Annotated in this window: 18 protein-coding genes and 2 riboswitches; of the genes, 14 read left to right on the top strand and 4 right to left on the bottom strand. The window is 65.0% G+C overall.

Annotation, left to right across the window (positions count from 1 at the left end; translation table 11 throughout):
* The first annotated feature begins 7 nt into the window (after positions 1-7).
* Positions 8-844: an alpha/beta fold hydrolase gene (locus LGY53_RS04360; protein WP_225725313.1), complete on the top strand. Its 837-nt coding sequence runs from the start codon at positions 8-10 to the stop codon at positions 842-844.
* A 258-nt stretch (positions 845-1,102) separates the two neighbouring features.
* On the top strand, positions 1,103-1,921 hold the full coding sequence (locus LGY53_RS04355; protein WP_225725312.1) for an SAM-dependent methyltransferase: 819 nt from the start codon (positions 1,103-1,105) through the stop codon (positions 1,919-1,921).
* Between the two features lie 54 nt (positions 1,922-1,975).
* On the opposite strand, the gene LGY53_RS04350 is transcribed toward LGY53_RS04355, so the two are convergent.
* Positions 1,976-3,016: a hypothetical protein gene (locus LGY53_RS04350; protein ID WP_225725311.1), complete on the bottom strand. Its 1,041-nt coding sequence runs from the start codon at positions 3,014-3,016 to the stop codon at positions 1,976-1,978.
* Between the two features lie 195 nt (positions 3,017-3,211).
* On the opposite strand from LGY53_RS04350, the gene LGY53_RS04345 reads away from it, so the two are divergent.
* The 3 genes from LGY53_RS04345 to LGY53_RS04335 all read left to right on the top strand — a co-directional run bounded on the left by LGY53_RS04345 (position 3,212) and on the right by LGY53_RS04335 (position 5,402).
* Positions 3,212-3,580: a hypothetical protein gene (locus LGY53_RS04345; RefSeq protein WP_225725310.1), complete on the top strand. Its 369-nt coding sequence runs from the start codon at positions 3,212-3,214 to the stop codon at positions 3,578-3,580.
* Between the two features lie 253 nt (positions 3,581-3,833).
* The gene (locus tag LGY53_RS04340) at positions 3,834-4,832 is read left to right on the top strand and encodes an alpha/beta hydrolase (RefSeq protein WP_225725309.1); all 999 of its coding nucleotides are present in this window, start codon (positions 3,834-3,836) and stop codon (positions 4,830-4,832) included.
* 123 nt (positions 4,833-4,955) lie between these two features.
* Complete coding sequence (locus tag LGY53_RS04335) at positions 4,956-5,402, top strand: hypothetical protein (RefSeq protein WP_225725308.1); 447 nt, start codon at positions 4,956-4,958, stop codon at positions 5,400-5,402.
* A 13-nt stretch (positions 5,403-5,415) separates the two neighbouring features.
* Here the strand turns inward: LGY53_RS04335 and LGY53_RS04330 are convergent, their stop codons facing one another.
* Complete coding sequence (locus LGY53_RS04330; protein WP_225725307.1) at positions 5,416-7,077, bottom strand: Hsp70 family protein; 1,662 nt, start codon at positions 7,075-7,077, stop codon at positions 5,416-5,418.
* Complete coding sequence (locus LGY53_RS04325; protein WP_225725306.1) at positions 7,074-8,066, bottom strand: LysR family transcriptional regulator; 993 nt, start codon at positions 8,064-8,066, stop codon at positions 7,074-7,076. The genes LGY53_RS04330 and LGY53_RS04325 overlap by 4 nt, the downstream gene beginning before the upstream one ends.
* A gap of 486 nt (positions 8,067-8,552) precedes the next feature.
* On the opposite strand from LGY53_RS04325, the gene LGY53_RS04320 reads away from it, so the two are divergent.
* The 4 genes from LGY53_RS04320 to leuS all read left to right on the top strand — a co-directional run bounded on the left by LGY53_RS04320 (position 8,553) and on the right by leuS (position 14,188).
* Positions 8,553-9,011, top strand: coding sequence for a hypothetical protein (locus LGY53_RS04320; protein WP_225725305.1), 459 nt, complete (start codon positions 8,553-8,555; stop codon positions 9,009-9,011).
* 3 nt (positions 9,012-9,014) lie between these two features.
* Positions 9,015-10,190 carry an alkane 1-monooxygenase gene (locus tag LGY53_RS04315; protein WP_225725304.1) on the top strand — a complete coding sequence of 392 codons (1,176 nt, stop codon included), beginning with the start codon at positions 9,015-9,017 and terminating at the stop codon, positions 10,188-10,190.
* Positions 10,191-10,257: 67 nt separating this feature from the next.
* Positions 10,258-11,466 (top strand): lipase family protein, encoded by a 1,209-nt coding sequence (locus tag LGY53_RS04310; RefSeq protein ID WP_225725303.1) that lies wholly within the window; start codon positions 10,258-10,260, stop codon positions 11,464-11,466.
* Positions 11,467-11,692: 226 nt separating this feature from the next.
* Positions 11,693-14,188 (top strand): leucine--tRNA ligase, encoded by a 2,496-nt coding sequence (gene leuS / locus LGY53_RS04305; RefSeq protein WP_225725302.1) that lies wholly within the window; start codon positions 11,693-11,695, stop codon positions 14,186-14,188.
* 45 nt (positions 14,189-14,233) lie between these two features.
* On the opposite strand, the gene LGY53_RS04300 is transcribed toward leuS, so the two are convergent.
* Positions 14,234-14,569, bottom strand: a complete 336-nt coding sequence (locus LGY53_RS04300; RefSeq protein WP_225725301.1) for a hypothetical protein — start codon at positions 14,567-14,569, stop codon at positions 14,234-14,236.
* Between the two features lie 422 nt (positions 14,570-14,991).
* On the opposite strand from LGY53_RS04300, the gene LGY53_RS04295 reads away from it, so the two are divergent.
* From LGY53_RS04295 to LGY53_RS04275, 5 genes are all read left to right on the top strand, one after another.
* On the top strand, positions 14,992-16,035 hold the full coding sequence (locus LGY53_RS04295; protein ID WP_225725300.1) for a helix-turn-helix transcriptional regulator: 1,044 nt from the start codon (positions 14,992-14,994) through the stop codon (positions 16,033-16,035).
* A complete protein-coding gene (locus LGY53_RS04290) occupies positions 16,032-17,477 on the top strand; it encodes a pyridoxal phosphate-dependent aminotransferase (RefSeq protein WP_225725299.1) in 1,446 nt (481 codons plus the stop codon). The genes LGY53_RS04295 and LGY53_RS04290 overlap by 4 nt, the downstream gene beginning before the upstream one ends.
* On the top strand, positions 17,474-18,424 hold the full coding sequence (locus LGY53_RS04285; protein ID WP_225725298.1) for a hypothetical protein: 951 nt from the start codon (positions 17,474-17,476) through the stop codon (positions 18,422-18,424). The genes LGY53_RS04290 and LGY53_RS04285 overlap by 4 nt, the downstream gene beginning before the upstream one ends.
* A 47-nt stretch (positions 18,425-18,471) precedes the next feature.
* A riboswitch (M-box (ykoK) riboswitch) is annotated at positions 18,472-18,642 on the top strand.
* 322 nt (positions 18,643-18,964) lie between these two features.
* On the top strand, positions 18,965-19,657 hold the full coding sequence (locus tag LGY53_RS04280) for a hypothetical protein (protein WP_225725297.1): 693 nt from the start codon (positions 18,965-18,967) through the stop codon (positions 19,655-19,657).
* Between the two features lie 133 nt (positions 19,658-19,790).
* A riboswitch (M-box (ykoK) riboswitch) is annotated at positions 19,791-19,962 on the top strand.
* Between the two features lie 313 nt (positions 19,963-20,275).
* The gene (locus LGY53_RS04275; protein WP_225725702.1) at positions 20,276-20,506 is read left to right on the top strand and encodes a hypothetical protein; all 231 of its coding nucleotides are present in this window, start codon (positions 20,276-20,278) and stop codon (positions 20,504-20,506) included.
* Positions 20,507-20,573 lie beyond the last annotated feature (67 nt).

The following is a 20,573-nucleotide window of genomic DNA, read 5'->3' as shown; positions in this document are numbered from 1 at the left end:
AGCAGCCATGATTCACTACGTCCCCACCGAATTGGGCCAAATCGCAGTGCACATGACCGGCAGAGATCCTTCGGATGCGCCGAATTTGCTTCTGCTGCATGCGAATCCGGGCGATCACCGGGACTTCGATCAGATTGTTCCCGCACTGGCGAAGCGGTGGTCGATCGCGGCGGTGGATTGGCCGGGCTACGGACAGTCGACGGTGCTCGACCCACTGTCCGTCACCGCGGGCCGGCTCGCCGACGTGACCGGACGGGTGTGGGATGCGTTGGCCGCGATGGGTTTTCGGACCGTCACGGTAATCGGCAACAGCGTCGGCGGCTATGCGGCGATCCGGCTCGCCGAATGCAGGCCCGGCGCTGTCGCCGGTCTGGTGCTCGTGCAGTCGGCGGGTTTCGCCCCGCTGAATGCGATGACCCGCACCATGTTCCGGGTGATGGGCAATCGCGGTGTGGCGCTGCGCACGGTGGCTCCCCTTGCCCGCGCCTATCTCGGCGCGCTGGACCGTGGCGGGGTCCGCACGGTCTACGAACGAGCCGAGATGATCCCCGCCGACCCCGTCCGACTGGACGTCTACTGCTCGGTCTGGCGCAGCTTCGCCGAACCGCGGCTCGACCTGCGGCGCCGGGCGCCGATACTCCCGGACATCCCGGTGCGGGTGGTTTGGGGCAAATTCGATCCGATCAATCCGTGGGTGGTGAACCGGCGCGGTATCGCCGCCGCGCTTCCGCACGCCGAGGTGGTGTTGTTGCCGACCCGGCACGAGCCGTTCTGTGAACGTCCCGACCTGTTCCTCGACGCGGTGACCCCGTTCCTCGACCAGCGTGCCGGAATTGGCTCATGAGGCCCGCCGCCGCGGATGCGCCGAATCGTTGAAACTTGTTGTAATTCCGGAAGTCGGGCAATCGCCGAATCGGTTGATCCAGGCGCGGATTCGCGGAGCGGTGTTGTCGATTGGGCGGGTCGCGGTCTGGCATGCTGATTCGGTCGGTGATCGACCGAATCGGTTGAGGGACAACGCTCGTCGAGCGGCGGAATGCCCACGGTAACGATGCCCTTCCGCCGCAGGTTTCCCATAGCCGACGGGTCGCGGCTTGTTACGATGGGCGAGGATATCGAGGGAGGTACGGTGTCGGACGGCAAACGGGTACCGGCGGGCGTCGATCCAACCAAGCCGAACGCGGCTCGGCTGTACAACTATATGCTTGGCGGCAAGGACAACTACGAGGTCGACCAGATTGCCGCCCATCGCATGCTCGCAATTGCGCCCGATACCAAGACAATGGCCTGGTTCAGCCGTCAGTTCCTGCTCAAGGCCGTGCAAATAGCCGCCGAGGACGGGATCCGGCAGTTCATTGATATCGGTGCCGGCATTCCGATTTCGCCGAATGTGCACGAGGTGGCGCAGAAGATCCAGCCATCGGCGCTGGTGGCCTCGGTCGATTACGACTCGGTCGTATACGTGCACGCCAACGCGATGCTGACCGGCGCGGCGGGCGTCACTCCGATACTCGCCGATATTCGCCATCCCGAGCTCGTCATCGAGCGGTGCCGCGCCGAGGCCGGAATCGACTGGGACAAACCGGTCGCCATTCTGATCGTCGGCGTTTTGCATTTCGTCATGGATGACGAAGGCCCGGCCGAGATTTTCTCGAAGTTACGCGACGCGATGGCGCCCGGCAGTTACCTGGCCTTCACGCACGGCTGGGACGAAAGCGCCAAGGAATTCATCGACCAGTCCCTCACGGATCTCGACGGCAGTTCATCGCAGCCGAGGTTCCGTTCCCGCGCGCAGGTTGCCGCGTTCTGCGAGGGTTTCGAAATGGTCGCCCCCGGGCTGGTATCCGTGCAGGAGTGGCTCGACGACGACCTGCCGGTCACCCGGCTGGCGATTCTGGCAGGCGTCTGTCGTAAGCCCTGACGCCCACCCGTCACCCGACCACCACCCCCCATCGAATCGCTACGCGATGCTGAATCAATCTGCCGCGGCCAGCGCGGCGGCGCGCACTACCATCCGGTCGGCTATCTCGCGGGGCCGTCGGCCGAGCCCGCAGGCGCTCGCGACACCGTCCACCGATCGTCCTAGGGCCGCTTCGACCAGGTGCAGGGTGCGCACCTGCTCGGCCTCGGTGGGCGTTTCGTGCACGAATCCCGCGTAGAAACCGGTGTTTTCGCCGATGGCCAGGTCGGCCAGCGGTGCGTACCATTTCGGATTCGTCGACGGCGGCTTGTCGCCCGCCGCGAGCGGGCCGTGGATGTATTCCAGCGGCCGGCCCGCAGCCCAATGCCGCGCAACGGAATTCGCCAGCGTCACCAGCGGTCGGGCGTCGCGCATGGTGGTGCGCGCCTTGTTGCGCATGCTGCCGAGGCACAGGTGCACGCCGAAGCGGGTGCCCGCGGGCGCGGCGGCGGCCATCGCGGCGATTCCCTCGCCCAGCCGCAATTTCGCCTCCACGAACCGGTGAAAAGGCTGCGTTTTGGCAAGCAGTACCAATTCCGCGGTGGCCTCTATCTGGATGAGGACATCGTTTCCGACCAGTTTCTGCACGGCGGCGATGTCGCGGACCAGGGCATCGGTGAACGCCTTCCGGTGTTTCCGCACGCCGTTCACCCCCATGGAAATGAAGGCCAGCGTGAAATCGCTCGGCATGCCGATCTGCAGCGAAAGGTCGGGAAGTTCGTAGGCCTCGCGCAGCCGATGGAAGACCGGCAGCGCCTCCTCGGCCTCGGCGGGAATGCCGAGATTCATCATTTCGCCGGTCAATTCGACGCCGCGGGGTACCTGGTACAGGGTCCGGTCCGAGCTGGTGCGCCAGCTGCCCTGCCGCTTCACCTCGAGCAGGCCCTGACGGGCCAGATCTTCGACGATCGGCTGGATATACCACTCATAGCGATTCGTCTCGCCGGTCGCCAGCGTGCGCAGCCGGGTAGCCGCGCCGTCCAGCATGGCTCGCATCGCGTCGTCCGTGCTCTCGGCCGGAAAACTGCCTACGAAATGCACAGCTCGCGCGCCCATGTCGTGCATCGTAGAACGAACCCTCCCGTACTTCTCACCTGCCCAGGTTGTCCGGGTGTGTCCGTTCTGCCGACACGCCATCGTCCTCGGCCCGGGTGCACTTCGCGTGCCTACCAACTATGCGATAAGCGCGGAAGTTTGTGTGCGGTATTGTGATTCGTCGGTTGAAGGCGCTCCTGTCGTGGAGGAGGCTCGGTGACGAAGAAGCTTTACGCCCGCATGATGAAGGCATCCTGCCCTATAGATCCCGAATCCATGGCGAAGATGCTGCCGTTCCTACAGCACGAGACCATCCCGCACGCCATGAGCGACAAGGGCGCTCGCCAGATTTTCTTCTTCGTTGATCGCCAGGACAATACGGTCTTCTCGATCACGATGTACGACACCGAGGAAGATCTGCACAACGCGATGCGAGAAGCCAAGAGCGAGTACCGATTCGAGAGTCTGGCCAAGCTGGGTTGCACCGCGTTGGACGCGCGGGCATTCGAGGTGGTGGCAGGCGCGGTAGCTCCCGACGCACCCGAGGTCGACTTCGCGAAGCTCATTCCGATCGAGAAGGACTGAGGGCCAGCAAATCTGAAATGTGATCAGACCTGATTCGAGTTCAGCTGGCGCACAGTAGGGTTCGGCCGGCCGGTGTTCTTATGCCCGCTGCCGCAACAGAATTGAAGGACCACAAGGTCACATGCCGATTTTCGGCGAGTGACCTTGCGTACCGACCGGCGCGGGCTATAGCCTCCCTCACTGATAGCTGCACATAAATGGTTTCGCGGTATTCACCAAGGGAGCGCGTCGCGTGCGAACCTCATTACGGGCCATGGCCGCATCCGCAGTGACAACACTACTGTGCTTCGTGCCCGGTATTGCCCAAGCCGATCAAGCGTCATCGGATGGCTGCCAACCGGTTTCCTTCCAGCAGCCGCAGGGCACGCTGGTCGGAACGCTGTGTGTGCCTTCGCGATCGGCAAAGGCCGTCATGGTGCTGATGTCGGGGTCCAATTACAACGGAACATATTGGGACTTCCCCTATCAACCAGAGAAATACAATTTCCGCCGGGCGATGAATGCCGCGGGTTTCGCGACGCTCATCGTGGACCGGCTCGGCAATGGCGACAGCACACATCCGCGCGCGCTGTCGCTGTCCGCGAACACCACCGCGACGGCACTGCACGATATGGTGCAGTCCCTGCGCCACGGGCTCGCCGGCGCCCAACCGTTCGAGAAGGTCGTCACGGTCGGCCATTCGCTGACCTCGTCCACCTCGATCATGGAGCAGATCGCCAATCATGATGTCGACGGGGTGCTGCTCACCGGGTATTCGCATGCGCTGGACCTGCCAGGGGTGTTCAGCGTGATCGCCACCTACTATCCGGCGGTACAGGATCCGAAATTCGCCAACAGCGGTGTCGATCCGAATTATCTGGTCAGCAGGCCCGGCACCCGCGTACACGATTTCTTCGACCCCGCCGATGTCGATCCCGAGGTGCTGAAGATCGACGAGGCGAACAAGGAGATGTTCTCGATCAGCGAATATCCGGACGGTCTGATGACGACGCTGCCCGGCGAGTCGAGCCTCATGGACGTGCCGGTCATGATCGTCAACGGTGGCCGCGACCGGATGGCCTGCGGTGCGGGGTATGTGGTCTGCGCGTCGCCGCAGTCGCTGCTGGCCGAGGAGGCGCCGTACTTCAGCCCGAAGGCGCGGCTGCAGACCTTCGTGGTGCCGGGTAGCGGGCATGCGATCAACCTGGCGCTGGACACTAAGGATTACCAGGTCGCGGTGGTCAACTGGATGAGTTCGACCGTGTTGAGTTGAGTTGCGGCACAAGGAATTCGGCCGGGGTGGTGGATGCCGCCCCGGCCGGGCCGTATACGGGACACGCGTCCACCGGCCTTGACGTTACGGCGTGAATAGGTGATCTCCCAATACCGTGGAGGTATGCGTACTTTCGTACACCTGGTGCTGTTCGCCTGCGCGATCGCCATCGCGGTCGGGGCCTTCGGTCCGCTCATCGGCACCGTCGAGTCGCGCCACGTCCGGCTGACCGACCTGCGCGACGGGTTCGCCTCCGGCGGCTCGCTGGACCAGATCGGCGGCCAGTCGGCATCCTTCCAGACCTCGCTGATCATCGTGCTGCTCGGCGTCGCCGCCGTCGTGCTCATCGCGGCGCTGTTCGGCTCACGCATCGCGGGCTGGCTCGGCGTGCTCGTCGGACTGGCGGCACTGGGTGTGCTCGCCTGGCGGTTGGACGAGCGGTTCGACCACCAACTCCGCAGCGACTATCGCCATCTGCTCTCCGGAACATGGGGACTCTATGTGCTCGGCGGCGGGCTGCTGTTGGCTCTGCTATCACTCCTGGTGCCCCGCGAGCGAGCCCTCCGGTAGTGCGTCGTCGATCTCAGCGGATCGAAGGGTGGGCTGGACTGCCGGGGTGCGACGGGCTTTCCGGATGGTTCGGTGCCGCCGGATGTGCCGGGCCGCTCGCTGGTCCGGGATCCGCGGATGCGCCGCCGGGGGTTGTCCTGCCACTCGGGGTGTCACCACCCGATGAGCTGGCGGGGCCGCCGGATGTTCCGGTGGCGGCAGGGCCGTTCGACGGGGCGGGCGCCGGGGAGCCGGAAGCGACCGCGTCACCCGGTGTCGCGGGGAGGGTGAATGGCTGTGGCTGGCCGGATTGGTTTGTGGCCGTTGGTGTTTCGCTGGCTGATGGTTCCGGTGTGCCGGTGGGCGGGACCGCGGTAGCGGTCGGCTGCGAGTTATCTTGACCCGCAGCGGCATCCGGCCACGGATAACCGGGGACGAACTGTCCCGGGTTCACGGGCTGGTACGGCACCGCGACCGAATGCCGCGACGGTTTCGGGCTTTCGTCGGGCGGCGGACCGTCGGACTGCGTGGGGTCGGGTGATTGCGCCGTCGCGACGGGTGGTGAATCAGCTGCCTCAGCGGGCGTAAAAGCCTGCGGGAGCGGCATATTCGGGGTCGATGCGAGGCGCTTGGGATGTTCGACGAATGCGCTGGGCAGATCGGGAAGACGATCGACCGTTGGGGCCGGGGACCATGGATAGTCGCCGGGCGGGGCGGGCAGCGCGGCGAGCATCAGCGCCGCCACCGACAGCGATGCGGCGCCGGCTACCAGGGCGGGCCACGGTCGTTGCCGCGGCGCGGAGGTGGCGGATCGGCCGATGCGGGTGGCGTACCAGGCGGCCCCCGTCGCGACGCACTGGCCGGGATCGGCCGCCTGCACCACGGGGCGGCCGAGCTCGGCCAGCACCGCCGCGACCTCCGGCGGCCGAACCGCACCACCCGCCAACAGGATTCGATCGATATCGGCCATGGACAGACCGGCGGCGCGCACCTGATCGCGAACCAGGTCGAGGCTGTCGCGGATATGGCGGGCCCGCAGCTCGCCGAAGTCGACGAGCGTCGACGGTAACCGAGTATCGGAGGCGTCGGCGAAGGTGCGTCGCGCGATGGCCGAACCGAGCGGCCTGCCGCCGAAACCGTAGGAGCGCAACGTTTTACCGACGATCGCATGGTCGTCCGGGCCCGTGCCGATCCGCACCACGGTGATATCGAGGCTGTTCGCGCCGAGATCGTAGACCAGCACGAAACCCGGTGTCAGCGAATCGTTTTCGTACTCGAGCCAGGCGATCGCGGCCATCGGTTCCGGCAGCAGTCGCACCGTACCCGCGCCGGTCAGGTCGAGTGCCTGCCGCAGCAGCTCTACCTGCTTATCCGAATAGCCGCCGGGATAGGTCAGCACGGTCTGTCTGCCCGGCACGCATTCGGATAGGTTTTGCACTACGGCCGCAACGAGATTCGCGGCCGACCAGATCCGTCCGCCGACGACCACCGGTTCCGGATCACCCGACAGATCGGCGAAATCCGTTACCGCAGTGCCGGATCGGCCGCCGCCGGGGTGTACTGTACCGGCGCGATCGATCGTGACGCCGCTGCGGCGGGTGAACACCGACGGGTGCCCGCCGCGGACCGCGGCCGCCACCGAATTCACCGTCCCGATACTCAGGCCGACACCTGCCGCGACTTTTTCGGTGTTCATTCCGCATCCTGTAATACTGGCCGGGCCGGGACCGGGCTTCGGCGCGGTACCCGGAATGCGACCGAACGCCGGATTTCCAGCAGCCCCGCCGCGCCGAATTTCCGGACCACATCCGAGTTGGTAATGATTTCCAGGAATTTCTCGACGTGCAGCGACATATCACGGGCGTGCACGATCAATTCTCGTTTGATCGTCCGCGGCAGGCGCACCGTCGACAGCAGCCGGGACGATCCGTGCAGTGACATCTTCGGTACCAGCGCGACGCCGACACCGTGTTCGACCATGCTCAGCGCGGCGGTGACATCCGGCGCCGTCACCGCATAGCGGATATTTACTCCGGCCCGTTCGGATTCCCGGGCGATGATGCCGGTGAGATCGGAATCCGAACCGCAGCGGATCCAGGGCGCCTCGGCCAGCCGCTCCCACGAACCGTCAAATTTATTTTCCTGACTGTGGTGGCAGGCGACAACAAGTTCCTCCTCGCCGAACGAGTAGACGAACCGCGCGGCGGAGCGCCCGAGTGGTCCGACGGCGATATCGAGGGCGCCGTTGTCCAGCGACGAGTAGAGCTCGCGGATATTGGTGTACGAGCGAACCTCGATATTCTCGGTGCCGCGGTCGGCGCGCATGCGGTAGATCAGCGGCGGCAGCAACTTGTTGGCGATGGTCGGCGTCGTCCCGATGGTCATCACGCCATCGCTGAACGTTTGCCCTATGGTCAGGGCGCGGTCGACGGTGGCGACGACATCGGTGGCCTGCGCGAAGAACTCGGTACCGAATTTGGTGAGCGTCGAGCGCCGCGACTGCGGATCGAACAGCTTTCTGCCCAATAACCCCTCCAGGGCATCGAGTTGCTGCGACATCGCTGACGGAGTAACCCCGAATTTCCTGGCAGCGGCGGACAGGGAACCGAGCTGCACGGTGTTAACGAAATAGTCGAATTGGCGTAGTGTTATGGCATTGGTGGTCGACATAGAATATTCAGACATCGGTAACCTTTGATGCGAGCCGACGGCTCGGGTGGCCGCGCCTGAACTACCGTCACTGAATTTTCAGTCGGCGCACTGAAAATTCAGTGAATACTCGGTAGGATGGGTCGTGGCAAGCGTCGAGCGGCGCGGACCGTGCAAAATACTGGGATTCACTGGGTTTATGTTGCGTTCATCCGCGAATCGGCTCTCGCGAGCCTTTGTAATAAAGCTTTTCGAGATGCCGCTCTGTTTGTGCGCCGATGATATCCGTTTGATCACAGTTACGTCAATCTGAAAGTAATCGAGGCACTGTGACCTGGGTCATATTGTAGCCTCAACTGAATTAACCCGAACCTACGGTAGCGTCATGTCGCGCGAAGGCCGCTTAACAAGCTTGAAGTTGCCCTTATTCTGCTGGTCATCGGGTATATCGAACCGTTACCTTCGCTTTCGAAAATTCGGCCTATGCGGCGAATCATCGACAGTTTCGAAGGAACGCAGCTCATGGGTAAACACAACACAATTCGCCGGCCGGCCGCGCCGGTGGGCATGGTCGTGGTGTCCACGGCCGCCCTGCTCGCTGCCGCCATCGGTATCGGCGATCGGGCCATCCAGACCAATAGGGTTGCGGCGCCGCCGGTTTCCGGAATCGATCGACCACATGCCAGCAGTCTGTCGTCGGCGTTGCCGCGGACCGCTGACCAGCCGGGTGTCACGCAGGCACTGCCCGATACCACGCAGGCACTGCCCGATACCGTGGTGCCGGAACCGCCGCAGCTCGCCGCCGATCCGATGGGAACGCTGCGGCATCGGCAGGCCCGCGTCATCGTGCAGCAGGTGGCACAGCAGGATGACAATCCGCCGCCCGCGCCGAAACCGTTATTACCAGGTCCGCTCGGTGTCATATTCGGCCAGCTGATATCCGCGCTGAATCTGAATCCCGGAAGTGTGGCGGCCGGATAGCGCATGAGGACGTTCGGAGTACGTAAGAAGGTACGCGATCCCAAGCGCTACCTGTGGGTTTTGGGTCTCATCGCGCCGATGAGCGCGCTGCTGCCGTCGCAGCTGGTGTTGCGGACGGGCCTTCCGGTGTTCTGGTGGATCGGCCCGATCATCATTTTCGTCATCATCCCGGTGCTGGACTGGGTGGTGGGTGAGGACGGTAACAATCCGCGCGACGAGGATTACGAGTTGCTGTCCAATGACCGGTATTACCGGTGGTGCACCTATATGTTCCTGCCGGTCCAGCTGATCGGGCTGCTCATCGCCTGCGCCATGTGGGCGGGTGACGACCTGCGGCTGATCGACAAGCTGGGGCTGGCGGCGACGCTGGGTTTCGTCAGCGGTATCGGGATCAACGCCGCGCACGAATTGGGGCATCGGGTAGAGCATTTGGAGCGCTGGTTGGCGAAAATCGCGCTGACGCAGTCGGGTTACGGTCATTTCTTCGTCGAGCACAATCGCGGTCACCATGTGCGGGTGGCCACGCCGGACGATCCGGCGAGTGCGCGGTTGGGTGAATCGCTGTGGGAGTTCTTGCCGCGCAGCGTGATCGGCGGCTTCCGTTCCGCGATCGAGTTGGAGCGGACGCGGCTGCGCCGGAAAGAACTCGGTTGGTGGAGCATCCAGAACCACATCCTGCAGGCGTGGTCGATGACACTGGTGTTGTTCGGCGGGCTGATCGTGGTATTCGGTTGGCGTATCCTGCCGTATCTGTTGCTGCAGGCCGTGCTCGGCGCCGGTCTGCTGGAGACGGTGAATTACGTCGAGCACTACGGGCTGTTGCGTCGGCGCAAGCGCAACGGCAAGTGGGCGAGGTGCTCGCCGCGGGACAGCTGGAACAGCGACCGGCTGGTCACCAATATCTTCCTGTTCCATCTGCAGCGGCACAGCGATCATCACGCCAATCCGGGCCGTCGCTATCAGACGTTGCGCAGTTCCCAAGAGTCCCCGCAACTTCCGGCGGGCTACGCGACCATGATCCTCTTCGCCATGGTCCCGCCGGTGTGGCGGTACGTCATGGATCGGCGCCTGATGGCACACCTCGGCGGCGATGTGACCAAGGCGAATATCCAGCCGCGCAAGCGGGCCAGGATCCTGGCCGCGCACGGGCTCGACGACGAGCTCCGCACCGCGGCGTGATTCCACCGAAAGTTGCAGTACCGCAAGTAGATCGATGCAGCCCCCGACCGGCAACGGAGCAACGATAATGAAATACCTTGCAGGACAACGATTGAGGCGGCTCTACTGGCAAGTCGGCAGTGTACTTGCCGCCCTTTCGATCGGCCTGTCGTCGGCGAGTCCGGCCCAGGCCGCGACGATATACCCGGCCGCGGATCCGGATCCCTTCTATGCGGCCCCGGCCGATATCGGGAATTACCGTGCCGGAGATGTGGTGCGCAGCAGGCAGATTCCGGCTCCCGGATTCCTCGGCGCTACCGCATGGCAACTGCTGTACCGGTCGACGAATTCCGCGGGTGCGCCGATCGGCGCCGTCACCACGCTGCTGCTGCCGCTCGGCGGGGGCGGCAACCGGCCGCTGGTGGCGTATCAGCCGTTCATCAACTCGCTCGGTCTGGAGTGTGCGCCATCGCACGGACTGTTCACCGGCGAGGTGAAGGAGGCGCCTGCGCTGAATCTGCTGCTGGCGCGTGGTTGGGCGGTGTCCGTCGCCGACCATCTCGGGCCGGACAGCGCCTACGGCGCCGCCAAGATGAGCGGCCGGATCGTGCTCGACGGCGTGCGCGCGTCGAAGCGGTTCGCGCCCGCGGGATTGACGGACAGCCCGGTCGGGTTGGCCGGCTATTCCGGTGGCGGTATGGCGACCGGTTTCGCCGCCGCACTCGCCCCGGAGTACGCGCCTGAACTGCCGATCGTCGGTGTCGCCGAGGGCGGGGTTCCGGTGAATATCGGCAAGCTCGCGCTGGAGCTGAGCGGACAGCCGAACGTGCTGTTCGGTCTGGGTTTCGCCGGGGCGGTCGGGCTGGAACGGGAGTATCCGAAGGAAATGGCGCTGGACGGTTGGTTGAATCCGGCCGGTGAACAGCTGCGCGGGCGAATTGCCAACGCCTGCACCGAGGAAATCGTCGCGTCGGCGGCGAACAAGCGGTTCAGCGATTACTTCAACGGCACCCCCGACGATGTCAACACCGCCCAGATCCGGATCCTGCACGAGAACAGCCTGGAAACCTTCGATGGTGTGCCGCGGGTGCCGCTATACCAGTGGCACGGCTCCGCGGATGTGGTGAGTCCGCAATTGGCGAGGGAGGTGGCGCAGCGGTACTGCCGCGCCGGGACGCCGGTGCTGTTCGAGATGCTGCCCGGCGCCGATCACGGCACGGCGATGCTCAACGCGCCCAAGGGCATTGCCTACCTGGCCGACCGGTTCGACGGCAGACCGGCGCCGAGCAACTGCTGAACCGAACCGGGCACGATACGCATCTGGTGTCGCATTCGGAATCAGATGTGTTGTTCTGCACCAGCTTTCCCGTGTGGTCGGGCTAGAGCGGGTGGGCCGCGGTGGCCAATATACGATCGCAATCGGCCGTCGGCCCTGGCATTCTGGGGTCGACGGCGGTTTGCGGGTGTGTCACCGCACCCATTTACCCCTATTCGATTTCGACCACAGCGAGTGAAGCCTGACGATGACCTCTTCCGTTGACGATTCGAGCGACGAGACCTTCGATCCGACAACCACCGTAGACCGGTGGCTCCGGTCGTGGGATCTACTCGGATCCTTCGAGGTCTCCCGGTTACTCGGCGACGGCGCGCCCGCCGAGCGCCGGTATATCGTCAGCATGTTTCCCTACCCGTCGGGCGACCTGCACATGGGTCACGCGGAGGTCTACGCGATCAGCGACGCGATGGCCCGATTCGCCCGGATGTCCGGTGCGGATACGCTTTTCCCGGTCGGCTGGGATTCGTTCGGCCTGCCCGCCGAGAACGCGGCGTTCAAGCGCGAACTCGATCCGCGGGATTGGACCTACCGGAATATCGCGACACAGGCGGAATCCTTTCGGCGGCTCGGCATTTCGTTCGATTGGCGAACCCGGCTGCATACGAGTGATCCGGAGTACTACCGCTGGAACCAGTGGCTGTTCCTGCGCATGTATGAGCGCGGGCTGGCCTACCGTGCCGACGCGACGGTGAACTGGTGTCCCACCGATCAGACCGTCCTGGCCAATGAGCAGGTGATCCAGGGCCGGTGTGAGCGGTGCGGGGCGCAGGTGCGCAAGCGCGCGCTCACCCAGTGGTTCTTCCGGATCACCGAATACGCGCAGCGGCTGCTCGACGATATGGCCCAGCTGGAGGGGGCATGGCCGTCGGAAGTCCTGACCATGCAGCGCAATTGGATCGGCAGATCCGAGGGCGCACATATCGATTTCGCCATCGATGGCCGCTCCGATCCGGTCCGCGTCTTCACCACCAGGCCCGATACCATTTACGGTGCAACGGTTTTCGTCGTCGCCTGCGATGCGCCGCTGGCGGCCGAACTGTGCGCGCCCGACCGGACGACGGACCTGATCACCTATCGGGATTCCGTCGCCGCCGCGACGGAGATCGAGCGACTGTCCACCGACCGGCCCAAGACCGGTGTGTTCCTCGGCGCCTATGCGGTGAATCCGCTGAGCGGCGAACGCATTCCGGTATACGCCGCCGATTACGTGCTGGCCGGATACGGCACCGGGGCGATCATGGCCGTGCCCGCGCACGATCAGCGTGACCTCGATTTCGCGCTGGCACTGGGACTTCCGGTGCGCACCGTGATCGAAACCGGCGCGGCGGATCCGGCCGCGACCGGCGTCGCGGCCGAGGGCGTCGGCGTGCTGGTCGATTCGGGCCGGTTCACCGGTGCGGACAGCGTCGCCGCGCAGGCCGAGATCGTCGCCGAACTGGCCGAACGTGGCCGCGGCGCGCCCGCGGTCACCTACCGGCTGCACGACTGGCTGCTGTCCCGCCAAAGATATTGGGGCACACCCATTCCCATCATCCACTGCGATACCTGCGGCGAGGTCGCGGTGCCGGACGAGCAGCTGCCCGTCCGGCTGCCGGAGACCGGCTATCAGCTGCGGCCGGAAGGCGGGCGTTCACCGTTGGCCAGCGCGACCGACTGGGCCGAGGTGGCCTGCCCACGCTGTGGCGCCCCGGCCCATCGCGATACCGACACGATGGACACCTTCGTCGACTCCTCCTGGTATTTCCTGCGCTATCCGAATCCGGATTACGCCGATGGACCGTTCGATCCGGCCGGCATCGCGCGCTGGCTGCCGGTGGACGAATACATCGGCGGCAAGGAGCATGCGACCGGTCACCTGCTGTATGCCCGGTTCCTGACCAAGGTGCTGTACGACGCCGGAATGCTGCCGTTCACCGAGCCTTTCACCCGGTTGACCAATCAGGGCCAGGTGCTGATGGACGGTAAGGCAATGAGCAAGAGCCTCGGCAATCTGGTGAACCTGCAGGAGCAGATCGAGCTGTACGGCCCCGACGCGGTGCGGGTCACCATGATCTTCGCCGGACCGCCAGAGGACGATATCGACTGGGCCGATCTCGCACCGCAGGGCGCGGTCAAATGGCTGGCCCGGGTGTACCGGCTGGCCGACGAGATCGGCCGTGCCGCAGGCGTTTCCGTGGAAACGGTGGGTTCGGCGGCGGTGCGCAGATCGGTGCACGAGGTGATCGCCAAGGCCACCGAGCTGATGGCGGCCAAGCGGCTGAACGTCACCATCGCGCAGCTGATGCAGCTGACGAACCTGCTGCGCAAGGCCGTCGACAGCGGTCCCGGCGCGAGCGATCCGGCCATCCGCGAGGGCGCGGAGGCGCTGGTGCGGATGACGTCGTGCTTCGCGCCCTTCACCGCCGAGGAGGCGTGGCAGCGACTCGGCCATCGGCCGTCGGTTTCCGATTCCGGTTGGCCGGTTACGGATTTCGCCTTGATCACCGCCGAAACCACGGTCTGCGTCTTTCAGGTCGACGGCAAGGTTCGCGGCCGGGTCGAGGTGCCGACGGGTATCGACGACGAATCGCTGCGCAGGCTGGCTCTTTCCGCGCCGGGTGTCACCAATGCCCTTGCGGGACGGGCGGTTTCCAATGTGATCGTGCGCGCGCCGAAGCTGGTGAACGTGGTCTCCGGTCACTGAGTGCGGAGCCGGGCGACGCCGACCCCGCAGCGGCGTCACCCGGCTTCACGCGGCGGTGAATAGCCGGGGGGTGCCGGCCAGCGGGTGCTGCCGGTCGCGTTCGAGGATGCGGGCGTAGAGCCGCAGCAGGGCCTCGGCGAGTTCCATGCCGAGGTCCGCGGCCCTGATGGCGGCGAGTTCCATTGCGAGCAGCGGATCTTCAGGGTCGGGATCGCTCAGCGTCTCGTCGAGGACCATGCCGCTGATCGCGCGCTCGCGGGAAAGCGGGATGTCCGGGAGCCAGCTGAGGATCCAGTGGCCACCGTCGGCGGTCGGCACGAAGCGCGCGCTTTCGGGGGTGATGTCGCTGGTGATCAACCAGTCGGTCAACGCTAGTGCCATGACACCTCCTCGTATCCGGCCACCGTCCGAACGCAGGTTGCGGCGGGTGAGCCGGTCCAGTGCCGGGGTGGCGCTGACACCAATGCTATTGATCGCCACTTCGGCGTGTCAATTAAGCCTCAGTGATATCTCAGGATATGAAAAAATCCAAAAAGATATTGTTTAAGCAAGATTCGGGCTCGGAGTCGGCAAAACTGCTCGGAAACAGCGGGATTGGCCACGCGCAGGCCGAGTCGAGACGGGAACGAGCCGCCCGGATCATCCCGACGGCTCCCGAGGCGCGCGAACTATCCGGATCTCAGCCATCATTCGGGAAACCGACAGCGCTCCGAACGTCAACCCTTGCCACATCGTGACTATGATGACGACCGGATGACACACGATGAGCACGGCAACCCCATGCGCAGGACGGGAGACGTGAAATGGCTGGTTCGAGCGCGGGTCGCGAGGAGGTCGGTGAACTGGTCCGCAGGCTCCGCACGGAACGCGGGCTCACCCAGGCGGCGCTCGCGAGGAAGGCCGATTGTTCGCGCAGCCTGATCCAGCAGATCGAGAACGGTACCCGGATACCCCCGCTACCGCTGCGTGAACGGTTGAGCCTGGCGCTCGGCGCGGAATTGCCCGCGCTGGACGATTCGAATTCGAGCGGCGGCACCGGCGGGTATCACGACCTCCGGATGCGTTTCAACGTATTGCTCGGCAAGGACCCTGAACTCGTCGATCGGGCGCTCGGCATCGCGCAGAGCCTGATCGATGCCACGAGCGTCAAGGAGGAGATCGAACCGCTGCGCATGATCGCGGCCCGGCAGTTGGAGCGGGCGGAGGAGATCATCACCCAGATTCCGTCGCGCAGCGCCACCGTGTGGGAGTGGAATACGGTGAGCGACTGGTTGATCATCCTCGAGCAGGCGCGGCGCTCGGTCCGCGCGATCCACACCGCGGACCTCGGCACCATCGGCGGCGATGTCGGCGACGACTATCACGAGGCGATTCTGCGACTGGCCGACAAATCGCATCCGCCCAAGATCGATGTGCGCCGGATGTACGTGCTCGACACCATCGACGACGTCTGGCCCTATGACGAAAGACTATGGCGGCAAACCAGATCCGGCGTGGAGAGCGTGCTGGTCAAGCGGGAGCACGCGCGCAACGCGCAGAGCATGCTCGTCGTCGACGAACAGTATGTCGCGGTCGGTGAGTACGACTATTCGCGGCAGGCCCGGGTGGCGACCCGCTTCTCGGCGCTGAAGCACGATGTCGCGTTCGCGGTGCGCCGCTTCGAGAAGCTCTACGCGCTGAAGCTCGCCGGATCGGCCATTGTGGTCAACGATGTGGTCGCCGATCCGGAGCTGGCCGGATACGAGCGGCTCGCCGACTGCCGTGACCGGTTCCGCGCGGCATTGGAACGGCGCTGGCTGGAGATGCCCGCGCCGGGGGATTCGCCTGTCGAAGGCAAAAGGTCGTGACGAGCGCGCTGACCGATATCGGGACGTGGCAGCACGAGCCGGGTCTCGCGACCGTCGCGAAACGTTCCGAGGCGCGAAAACGTCTGGTGCGCAAGCAATTGGGCGCTGATGCGCAATTCGCCGGAACCGAGGGGCGCTGGTACTCGGGCGTGCTGGACGCCTACCACGGCGAAACCGGGCTGCCGCTGCATCCGGACGCCGCCGCCGCGCTCGACCGGGCATGGCGAGAGCTGATGTCCATGCGGGATCCGGGCGTCGCGCCCGAGTACGCGAACGAATATCGCGATGGCGCGCTCTATGACAAGCGGCAGCCGCTGATTCTGCGAGAGTTGGCCGCGCACAAGCTGTTTGGTCGGTTGGCCGCGCCGGATATCGCTGTCCCCGGTATCGCGGTGCATCCGGATGAGGTCATCGTCTGCCCGTACTCGAGCACCATGCTGCTCGAGGAGGCGGTGGCGACGCTGGCCCGGCCCGGCGGCGTAATCGTCTGCCCGGAAGGGTTTTACAAGAGTTCCAGCATTCACGTCGAGAAGTTCGGGCTGCGCGTCGTTTCCTGCCCGGTCGCGCCGGATCAGACGTTCAAGATCGATCCGGAGCTGCTGGCACGCTGCCTGGACGATTTCGCGAGCCGCGGCGAGCTGTGCGGTGTGCTGCTGACGTTGCCGGGAAATCCGGTGGTGGTGGACTATTCGGCGGATGAGCTGGCCCGGATCGCCCAGGTGCTGCTCGACAGCGGTGCGCCGATCATCTGCGATATGGCCTTCGATGCCATGGTGGCGCGGCACATCCCCATCGCCGCGCTGGCGTTGCCGGGCGGCAGACTGTACGACCGGGTCTTGACGGTTACCGGAAATTCCAAGGGCTACAACGCATTCGGTCCGTGCAAGCTGGGCGCCGCCTGCTCCGGTGACGCCGAATGGCTGGCCAGGATCCGCGAGCGGCTCACCATCTCGTTCCAGCGCGAGTCGATCCACCTGGCGCGGGCGATCGTCGAGCACACGCCGGAGGCGTATTTCGCGCACAATCGCACGCTGATGCGCCGCCAGCTGGACCGGGCGCGCAGGCATATCGATGCGATCAATGCCCGCGTCGGCGCGCAGGTCCTGCGGCCGCTGGGGAGTTCGCAGGGCATGTTCCGCACCATCGCGTTCGCCGACGACCTACTCGCCGCGGCGGGCGTCGAATCCAGTGCGCAACTGGAGGATCTGCTGCTGGCCGCGGCGGGCGTGGACAGTGTCGCGCTGGACCGCACCGGATCGGCGCGGCTCGGTGTCCGGCTCAATGTGCTCGCACCGCGCAAGGCGCCGGGCCAGGAGTCGCCGGACCTGCTCGACGAACTGTTCGACCGGTTGACGCGGCTGATCCTGGACATCCGCGCGGGTGACACCTACCGCGATGTGCTGCTGCGCCAGGGCCTGCTCGAAACCGTTGTCGCGCAATGATTGCCGGGGTAGTACGGGAAACCGCGAAGGCTGAGCGGCGGGTGGCGCTCACTCCGGACGGTGTGCGGCGGCTGGTGGCGGCGGGTCATCGGATCATGGTCGAATACGACGCGGGCCGCGGTGTGGAAATAGCCGATACCGAATACCGCACCGCCGGTGCGGATCTCGTCGACCGTGCCGAGCTGTACGGCGCGTCCGATCTGGTGGCTTGGGTGAAACCACCCGCATATCAACTGGATTCGCTGGTCCGTCCGGGTATGACGCTGGTCGGATTTCAGGATCCGATCCACCGCGCGGCGCTGATCGACGAATTGCGCGCTCGCGGTGTCACATCCGTCGGTTTCGAGGCCGTGACGCACGACCGCCCCGAGATAGACGCGCTCTCGGCCATGAGCCGGATCGCCGGGGAAATCGCGTACGGACAAGCGCGACAGTTGGTTTCGGGATCGGATCCGATGCGCGCGCTGATCATCGGCTGCGGGCAGGCCGGGCTGTCCGCCATCGGCACGGCGGTGCGCTCCGGCGATGCCGCGGTCGCCATCGGCAATCGGCCGGAGCAGGCCGACGCGGCGATCCACCTGGGCGCGAAGCGTTTTCTTGCCAATCCTGACGGCGATCCGGAGGTGCTGCGGCGCCAACTCGCGGCCGAGCCGCCCGCCCTTGTCTTCTGCGCCGCGGTGCACCGGGGTTCGAAGGGGCCCATCCTCATCGACGCCGCGACACTCGACGCGATGGCCGTCGGGACCGTAATCGTCGATCTGGTGGGCAAATCCGGCGGCAACTGCGTGGCCACCGTGCCGGACCGCACCGTCACCCTGCCGAACGGGGTGATCGTCACCCATCGTTCGAATTACCCGGCCGATCGCCCGTCGGCGGCGAGCGCGGCGTACAGCGCCGCGATGACCGCCATGATTCTGGAACTCGATCGGCGCGCGGCAATCGAATAATGTCCGAATTGACTTCCGATATCCGGAATGACAGGATTTCGCCGTAAACAGCACCTCGCTAGGTGAGGCTCCTGTACGAACACAGGCCACTGATCTGACGACGTCGAGAGACGCCCAAGATCAGGACAGGTCGTCCCGGATTAAGGGGCGATCCCAAGTGGCTTCCCCGTCGAGGGATACGTCGTGCAGTGCCGAAACTCTGACGAGAGGGGTGCCCACCAGCGGATTCCGTTGTGGTGGTTTCCTCGCGTGCGCCCTGCTCGCGCCCCCGTGCGCCCGGCCTCGAGGAGGTGAGGAAAGACCCGATGCCCATAGGTGACCATCCGTATCCGAGTTCCGGACTTTCCGGGCCTCGTCGTGTCGCGATTCTCGTCACACGACCATGAACACTTTCGTAATCCGCGGCGCGCGCCATATCGCGACCGCGTAATTCGTGCTGCCCGAATTATTCGGGTAGAAATCGGATTCAAAATCCGCCCGCCATGGTTTTGTGATGCCCGAAAACGGTATGAATACCACCCGAGCTCCAAAGGTTTTTCGATGAGGAAGTTCAGCATCTACGCGGCAGGCGCCGCGGTCGCGCTCGGCGCGCTCAACATCACCGCTCCGGAGTCGACAGCGGTTCCGCAGCAACAGAATTCGGCCGCCGAGGCGCCCGGCATCCACTGGACCGCGAACGTCGTCGACAAGTCCATCGTGGTCAAGACCGACGCGGGCACCCTTTTCGCCAAGGACGGCCAGTTCGACGTGCTCGACGCCGACGGCCACGTGGCCGCGGGTATGCCACTGAGCTACCGACTGGACGACAAGGTCTTCCCGATCGCCGCGAAGATCGACGGCAACACCGCGATCCTGACGCCCGGCACCGATCCGGCAACCGCGACCCAGGCCCCGAGCCCGGCGCTGAAGCCGATCGATGCGCAGGCTGATTTCGACGCCGCGCTGAGCGCCGCCGGAACGCAATTCGGCCTGGCCACCGGCGTCGGCAGCCTGGTCGGCACCATCATCGGCGGCGGCGTCGGCTGTGTCGCGGGCGCGGTGGTCGGCGCGGTGCTGATGCCGCCGATCTTCCTGCCCGGCGCCGTCGGCGGCTGCCTCGCGGGCATCGTCGCCGGTGTCGCGCTCGGCGCGGCGGCGGGCACGATCGTGCTCGGCGTTCCGGTCGGCATCGCGTCGGCGATCCAATTCTTCCAGCGGCTCAACACCCCGCCCGCGGCGCCGGCGGAATCCTGAGCAATTCGGTCCGGTTGCGTCCCCAGTTGCGCAACCGGACCGAAAAAGATTGTGTCGCAACGACCTAGCCCGTACCGAAGAACCGACCGGCACTGATTTGACTTTCGATCAGTCTGGGTGCAACATTTTCAGGTCAGCACCTCGCTAGGCGAGGCTCCTGTACGAACAAAGGCCACTGGTCCCACGACGTCGAGAGACGCCCAGGGCTAGGACAGATCGTCCCGGATTAAGGCGCGATCCAAAGTGGCTTCCCTGCCAGGGGGATACGTCGTACAGTGCCGAAGCTCTGACGAGAGGGGTGCCTACCTCGCCGTTTCAGGCGTGGGTATCCCTTTCCGCGTGGTCTGATGCCATGAGTAAGCGACGCTCGCGTGCGTCTCGGCAGCAAGGAGGTGGGGGACGTTATGAAGTCCGGCGATAGTCCGTATCCGAGTCCGGTTCGAAAACCCCTATCGATACCAGCTCGCCGCGGCCTGATTACCGCCTGAAACCTGAAACCACCCATCGACCTACGAGGCGTATTCCGCTTTGGTGAGGGGGTCGGTGCTTTGGCGTCCGGGTTATTTCGTGGTGCCCGAAAAAGGTTGTGGTGACTGACTTTCCTGTCAGGAGTTCGCCATGGCGATCCTTGTTTTTCCGCGTCACATTTCCCTGTTCTCGATGCTGGGCGAGTCGGTTCGCAAGAACCGCGCCCGGCCCGGCCTGACCGTGCTTTCGGTACTGGGTGAGTCGGCCCGCAAGCAGCGTGCCCGGCACACCCTCACCCCGCAGGAGCGGGCGAACCTGCGCGCCAGCCGGGGCCGCAACGCGATATTCACCGCCTCGCTCGGCGGCCACACCACCTACTGATACGCATTTCGACGACGGCGTCGAACGGATCACTGAAGTCTCACCACTGCTGTTGTGCAGCAATGAT

It is taken from the genome of Nocardia sp. JCM 34519.1 (assembly GCF_020361265.1).
GTDB classification, from domain to species: Bacteria; Actinomycetota; Actinomycetes; order Mycobacteriales; family Mycobacteriaceae; genus Nocardia; species Nocardia arthritidis_A.
This window is presented reverse-complemented; position numbering and strand designations above follow the sequence as displayed.

Bases quoted from the DNA above. Each gene is read 5' to 3' on its own strand.
- LGY53_RS04360 (WP_225725313.1), top strand. From the start codon at position 8: ATGATTCACTACGTCCCCACCGAATTGGGCCAAATCGCAGTGCACATG.
- LGY53_RS04330 (WP_225725307.1), bottom strand. From the start codon at position 7,077: ATGAACACCGAAAAAGTCGCGGCAGGTGTCGGCCTGAGTATCGGGACG.
- LGY53_RS04275 (WP_225725702.1), top strand. From the start codon at position 20,276: ATGGCGATCCTTGTTTTTCCGCGTCACATTTCCCTGTTCTCGATGCTG.
- LGY53_RS04280 (WP_225725297.1), top strand. From the start codon at position 18,965: ATGAGGAAGTTCAGCATCTACGCGGCAGGCGCCGCGGTCGCGCTCGGC.
- LGY53_RS04350 (WP_225725311.1), bottom strand. From the start codon at position 3,016: ATGGGCGCGCGAGCTGTGCATTTCGTAGGCAGTTTTCCGGCCGAGAGC.
- LGY53_RS04315 (WP_225725304.1), top strand. From the start codon at position 9,015: ATGAGGACGTTCGGAGTACGTAAGAAGGTACGCGATCCCAAGCGCTAC.
- LGY53_RS04325 (WP_225725306.1), bottom strand. From the start codon at position 8,066: ATGTCTGAATATTCTATGTCGACCACCAATGCCATAACACTACGCCAA.
- LGY53_RS04340 (WP_225725309.1), top strand. From the start codon at position 3,834: ATGGCCGCATCCGCAGTGACAACACTACTGTGCTTCGTGCCCGGTATT.
- LGY53_RS04300 (WP_225725301.1), bottom strand. From the start codon at position 14,569: ATGGCACTAGCGTTGACCGACTGGTTGATCACCAGCGACATCACCCCC.
- LGY53_RS04320 (WP_225725305.1), top strand. From the start codon at position 8,553: ATGGGTAAACACAACACAATTCGCCGGCCGGCCGCGCCGGTGGGCATG.
- LGY53_RS04335 (WP_225725308.1), top strand. From the start codon at position 4,956: ATGCGTACTTTCGTACACCTGGTGCTGTTCGCCTGCGCGATCGCCATC.
- leuS (WP_225725302.1), top strand. From the start codon at position 11,693: ATGACCTCTTCCGTTGACGATTCGAGCGACGAGACCTTCGATCCGACA.
- LGY53_RS04355 (WP_225725312.1), top strand. From the start codon at position 1,103: ATGGGCGAGGATATCGAGGGAGGTACGGTGTCGGACGGCAAACGGGTA.
- LGY53_RS04285 (WP_225725298.1), top strand. From the start codon at position 17,474: ATGATTGCCGGGGTAGTACGGGAAACCGCGAAGGCTGAGCGGCGGGTG.
- LGY53_RS04310 (WP_225725303.1), top strand. From the start codon at position 10,258: ATGAAATACCTTGCAGGACAACGATTGAGGCGGCTCTACTGGCAAGTC.
- LGY53_RS04295 (WP_225725300.1), top strand. From the start codon at position 14,992: ATGGCTGGTTCGAGCGCGGGTCGCGAGGAGGTCGGTGAACTGGTCCGC.